Source organism: bacterium, from assembly GCA_016873475.1.
Lineage (GTDB): Bacteria > Krumholzibacteriota > Krumholzibacteriia > JACNKJ01 > JACNKJ01 > VGXI01.
Genome location: VGXI01000216.1, coordinates 1 through 4,979, shown reverse-complemented (window position 1 = coordinate 4,979; position 4,979 = coordinate 1). Strand labels below are relative to the sequence as shown.

Annotated in this window: 6 protein-coding genes; 1 reads left to right on the top strand and 5 read right to left on the bottom strand. The window is 69.1% G+C overall.

All coding sequences use genetic code 11. From position 1 onward, the window contains the following. Window positions 1-8 precede the first annotated feature (8 nt). Window positions 9-353 carry a hypothetical protein gene (locus tag FJ251_13415; GenBank protein ID MBM4118706.1) on the top strand — a complete coding sequence of 115 codons (345 nt, stop codon included), beginning with the start codon at window positions 9-11 and terminating at the stop codon, window positions 351-353. A 94-nt stretch (window positions 354-447) separates the two neighbouring features. Here FJ251_13415 and FJ251_13410 read toward each other — a convergent pair whose 3' ends face one another. The 5 genes from FJ251_13410 to FJ251_13390 form a co-directional block, all read right to left on the bottom strand. Further along, entirely contained in the window at window positions 448-1,146 is a 699-nt protein-coding gene (locus tag FJ251_13410) for a hypothetical protein (GenBank protein MBM4118705.1), read from the bottom strand. 144 nt (window positions 1,147-1,290) lie between these two features. After that, window positions 1,291-2,310: an HD domain-containing protein gene (locus FJ251_13405; GenBank protein ID MBM4118704.1), complete on the bottom strand. Its 1,020-nt coding sequence runs from the start codon at window positions 2,308-2,310 to the stop codon at window positions 1,291-1,293. Between the two features lie 168 nt (window positions 2,311-2,478). Beyond that, complete coding sequence (locus FJ251_13400) at window positions 2,479-3,207, bottom strand: hypothetical protein (GenBank protein ID MBM4118703.1); 729 nt, start codon at window positions 3,205-3,207, stop codon at window positions 2,479-2,481. Between the two features lie 333 nt (window positions 3,208-3,540). Next, a complete protein-coding gene (locus tag FJ251_13395) occupies window positions 3,541-4,113 on the bottom strand; it encodes a hypothetical protein (protein ID MBM4118702.1) in 573 nt (190 codons plus the stop codon). 132 nt (window positions 4,114-4,245) lie between these two features. Next, on the bottom strand, window positions 4,246-4,979 hold a 734-nt coding region (locus FJ251_13390; protein MBM4118701.1), incomplete at its 5' end, for a GTPase HflX.

Sequence of the window (4,979 nt, the reverse complement as noted above, 5' to 3'; positions counted from 1 at the left end):
GGGAGATCATGCTCGCCGACCCAGGCGCCTTCCACCCCGGCGCCCTGCGCGCCTTGATCGCCGCCCTCGGCCTCTACCCGCCCGGCAGCCGCGTGCAGCTCAGCGACGGCTCGCGCGCCGTCGTGCTGAGCGCCGGCGCGCGCGCGGATCGGCCGCAACTGCGGCTCATCAGGGATATGGCAGGCCGCCCCCTCGCGCGCGAGGACCAGTCGCTACTCGACCTGGACGCGCCGGCGGCCGCGGGGCTCGCGGTCGAGCGCCTGCTCGCCGGCGGTTTCCAGGCGGAGGAAGCCGCCCCGCCGGAGCGCCCCGAGCCGGTGCTGGCTGACGCCGACCCCGCCCAGAACGACTAGGGACGCCACGCCGTTCGCGCGTGAAAAAGCGCCGGGAGCGGGTCCCGGCGCTTGCGGTCGGCATCGCCGCGGGTTGCCCCGTTGCGGCCAGGGATCAGTAGAGCGCCTTGATCGTGCTGATCGAGGCCTCCTCGACGGCCGTGAGCATCCAGGACAGGGTGTTCGCGAAGAGAGTGTCGTAGTCGCCGCCGATGTGGCCCCAGTAGTCGTCGGGGAAGAGATTCACGGCCACCACGTTCATCTTCTCGGCCAGCAGGGGCTGGCCGTCGCTCCAGGTGGCGCGCAAGGTCGCGCCGGGCACCGTGGTCACGTCGTCGTGGTAGTAGCCGCTCAGCGACAGGACGCCGCCGAAGTAGGGATGCCCGTCGTTCCAGTTCATGACGACCGATGTGTAGAGACTGGAGCCGTCGAAGACGAAGGGGCTGATCTGCTCGTCGATGATGCGGCCCGCCAGCGTGTTGCAACCCTGATTGGCCCAGACGAAGGTGGCCAGCACCAGACGGCGCCCCGTGTCGGCATAGTCCGCCAGGATGTTGCCGATGGCCACCATGTCCCCGGCGCAACCGTTGGTGAAGAAGAGAACCGCATCGTAGTTGAGCAGGGTGGCCAGGGTGAGATTGGGATCCTGGCTCGCCACGGCTGAGTCGATCATCCCCGTCGCCACCAGGTAGTTGGCGACTCCCTGGGTGCTGCCGCCCTCGTTGCCCGTCGACCAGACGAGGACATCCTGGGCGCGGACGCCAGGAGCCAGGCCGACTGCCAGCAGGGCGACGAGCAGCACCGCGAAGCGCATTCGCGTTCTGCAAATCTCGCTCTCCTCTTTGTTGAGGGTCCGGATCGCTGCCCGAGCACATCCGGCATTGAGCTGGCCAGCGAAAGTATAACACCATCCGGCGGCGCCGCGGGTGGCAAAACGCGGACGTGGCGGGGCTGTGGCCTAGATCGCCTCGAACGCAAAACCCTTCTCGCGGAAGAGAATCAGGCAGGCGTCGACCACCTCGCCATCGAGCTGGCGGCCCCGCTGGCCTTCGATCTCGGCGAGCACGGCGGGCAGCGGGTGCGCGGACCGGTACGGCCGGTGCGTGAGCATCGCCTCCACGGTGTCCGCAACGGCGAGGATGCGCGCCTCGCGCAGGATCTCCTCGCCCTGCAGGCCGGCCGGGTAGCCGCTGCCGTCGAGGCGCTCCTGGTGCTGGCCGATCGCCTCGGCCACGGGCCAGGGGAACTCGACGCGCTTGAGGATGCGCTGCGCCGTCTGCGGGGTGCGCCGCACGATCGCGCGCTCGGCAGGACTGAGGCGCGCGGGCTTGCAGAGGATCTCGGCGGGCACGGCCACCTTCCCGATGTCGTGGAGCAGCGCCATGATGCGCAGCCCCTCGAGTTGGAAGGCGTCCATGCCCAGCTCGGCGCCGAGCGCCATCGCGAGCTGGGCGACGCGGCGCTGGTGGCCGGCCACGAAGGGGTCGCGGCGCTCGACCATCGTCGACATCGCTTCGACGGCGCCCACCATCACGCGGCGGAGCTGGCCGAGGCTGGACTTGAGGCGCCCGCTCGGATCGCCGAGGGCCGTCATGTCCTCGACGATCACCGCGTAGCCGGCGAGCGCGCCGCCCTCGCGCAGGCAGCGGCCGCTGAAGCGCAGGAAACGCGGGCTGCCCGCGAAGGCGACGCCCGGCGACTGGTCCAGGGTGAAGTCGGCGCCGGAGCGCTGCATGCGCGCGACCGCGGCGGCGAGACCGAGCTGGGAGAGCACGGGCAGCTCGCGCAGCGCGGCGAGCTCGCGCAGGCGCTCGGGCGGGCAGTCGCAGAGCTCGCAGAAGCGCGCGTTCGCCTCGAGCACGCGCCCGTCCGCGTCCAGCAGCAGCAGCCCGTAGGGCAGGCGCTCGGCGAGCAGGGCGAGCAGCGCGTCCCTGCGCGGGGCCGTCGCCAGCGTGTCGCCCTCGGCTAGCCTGGACATGCGGACTCCTTTCCCGCCGCGGGGCTGGTGCAAGGAGTCGGCCAGGGGGGCTCACCCTCCGAAACGAGGGATCCCCCAAGCTCGCCGGATGATGCGCGGTGCCAACCCGAGAAGGGCAGGGGATGGCTGCCTATGGCTCAAGCGATCTCGCGAGGAGCGGCACGCAGCTCAGTACAGCGACTTCACTGCCGAGAAGCTCATCGATCCCGTCGGCACAATCACGTCGCTGGAGACCTCCATGCCGAGCAGAACTTCCCCCAGGCCGAGGTCGCTGTAGTAGTAGAGTAGTTCGTACATGTCCCGCACCTGCGGGCCGCTCGTGGGCTCCGGCGGCGGTGGAAAAGACACCCAGAAAGTCGCCGCTAGCTGATCGTGGTTCGGGCAGCAGTCATGCCAGAGCAAGGGTGCAGGATTCACGACCGATCCGCCAAAGGGGCGAATGAACACGCCAAGATCGCTTGTATCGTCGTCTGGGCCGTAGCCAATAATCGGATAGCCGAGGACCAGCTCTTCCCAGCAGTAGTTACAGGTGGTGGTTCGATCGAAGTAGAACTCAACGTAGTAGTGCTCCGGCAGCTGTTCTCGATCCCGCACCATGAAGTGAACCTGGTAAGGGACTCCCGATTCCGCATATGGGCCGCCGTGGTAGAACCACAGTCGCTCCACGACGAAGTATGATCCCCAGGTGTCGAGACCCGGCATGAAATTGCCGGAGGCGTAGTGTGCACCAGTTTCGTAGTTAGGTGACCAGGGCTGACCATCGTGAATGTCGATGATCAGGCTCCCCGTGCCGTCGGCCAGCGCGGGGCCTGGACAAAGCCGGGCGATACTACTCAGCGCTAGCAGGGCAAGTGCGGCAAGATGGGCCTTAGAACCGGATGACTTGTAGTTTGCCATTGGAATCCTCCGGATCGAGAACGAGATCCCCGACAGCCCCAATCGGCGACAACTGTAGGAGGGCTCCCTCGAGTACACAGGGCAGGGAGTCAACTGCCGCGAGGGGGGTCAGGTCGAAGAGTACCCGCCGGCTCACGCCATCCACTCCAACCGTGAACAGGTCCATGGAGCTGAAGAGCTCCTCACCCTGGCCATTGGGCCCGCACCGCAGTCGAAGGTCGAGCAACAGCGGCTCACTTGCGGGCAGGCCTGGGGTCCACACCGACAATTCTAGCACAATCTGCCCCGCCCCAGCCACGCGGCCGAGTCCATCCAGCCGATCCAGCCTGGCCGCTAGCGGCTGCGGACGGGCTTGAGCGGCTGTGTCGCCAGCTTGGGGTTGATCACGCCATCCTGCGCAATCAGAAGGTGCACGTCGACATTGCGCGGCGAGCCCTGACCGTGGACGTAGCGCAGGAAGCCGCTGTCGGGATGGGGCAGGATGCGGATGCGGGCGTCGGAGGGAATGGGATCTGTGCGCAGGAGCGTGAGCGTGTTGATGAGCAGGCCGTCGCCGATCTTGTCGCGGATGGCCTGCGTGAAGCCGGTGAGCACCTTGCCCATGGCGAGGTTCGAGTAGTCGGGCAGCTCGTCGTGGAGCAGCATGAGCCCGGGCGGCAGCTCGACGAGGTACTCGAGGGCGCGGATGCCGCCCTCGTTGCGGCGACTGCCGTGCCACATCATGAGGTAGACCGTGAGCGTATCGGCGGGTTCGCCCTCGAAGATGCTGTCCGTGCCCGCGGCGTCGAAGTAGGCGCCGAGGATCACCTCGGGCTGGCCGTCGTTCCAGAAGGTGGACGCCTCGTCCGCGCGCGCGGGCAGCGCGGCGGCGAGCAGGAGCAGGGCGAGGGCCAGTGAGCGTTTCATCGTTTGCGAACTCCAGCGATCCGGGGGTGCGAGGCCGCCAGCATAGCCAGCGCGGGGGCCGAGGACAAGGGGGCGCGAGCCGCGGAGGCCAGCAACGCGAGGCAGCCGCCGCCGGTTCCCGGGCCGGGGCGCCTAGGACGCGCTCTCGCCCAGGCTTTCCCAGGTCTCCAGCAGCTCGCGGCGCTCCTCGGCGCCCCGGGCGAGCGCCCGCGCGCGCGTCGATTCGGGCAGGCGCAGGCGGTAGTAGCTGCCCTCGGGCGCATAGTGCACCTCGTGCACCTCGCCCTCACCGTAGAGCATCGCCGTTAGACTCTCGCTGCCGGCCGGCAAGAAGAGGATCGTCTCCGCGAAGGCCGCCTGCCGCCGCGCGCGGATCGCCTCGCGCAGGCTTTCCAGGCCGGCGCCCGTGGTCGCGCTGACGAAGACGGCCTCGGGCCAGCGCGCGCGCAGGCCGGCCACCTCGGCCTCGCGCTCGCCCAGGGCGTCGAGCTTGTTGAAGACACGCAGGCTGCGCTCGGGGTCCACGTCCAGCTCGCCGAGCACCTCCGCCACGGCCAGGGCCTGGCGCTCCCAGCTCCGGCTGGCGAGGTCGACCACGTGCAGGACGAGGTCGGCCTCGCTCACCTCGGCGAGGGTGGCCTTGAAGCTCTCGACGAGGTGGTGCGGCAGCTTGCGCACGAAGCCGACGGTGTCGGTGACGAGCACGGGCTCGGAGCCGTCGAGATCGAGGCGGCGCGTCGTCGAGTCCAGGGTGGCGAAGAGGGCGTCGGCTACGAAGGCGTCGGCGCCGGTGAGCGCGTTGAGCAGGCTGCTCTTGCCGACGTTCGTGTAGCCCACCAGCGCCACGCCGAAGCCCCGCCGGCGCC

Bases quoted from the DNA above. Each gene is read 5' to 3' on its own strand.
- FJ251_13415 (MBM4118706.1), top strand. From the start codon at position 9: ATGCTCGCCGACCCAGGCGCCTTCCACCCCGGCGCCCTGCGCGCCTTG.
- FJ251_13410 (MBM4118705.1), bottom strand. From the start codon at position 1,146: ATGCGCTTCGCGGTGCTGCTCGTCGCCCTGCTGGCAGTCGGCCTGGCT.
- FJ251_13405 (MBM4118704.1), bottom strand. From the start codon at position 2,310: ATGTCCAGGCTAGCCGAGGGCGACACGCTGGCGACGGCCCCGCGCAGG.
- FJ251_13400 (MBM4118703.1), bottom strand. From the start codon at position 3,207: ATGGCAAACTACAAGTCATCCGGTTCTAAGGCCCATCTTGCCGCACTT.
- FJ251_13395 (MBM4118702.1), bottom strand. From the start codon at position 4,113: ATGAAACGCTCACTGGCCCTCGCCCTGCTCCTGCTCGCCGCCGCGCTG.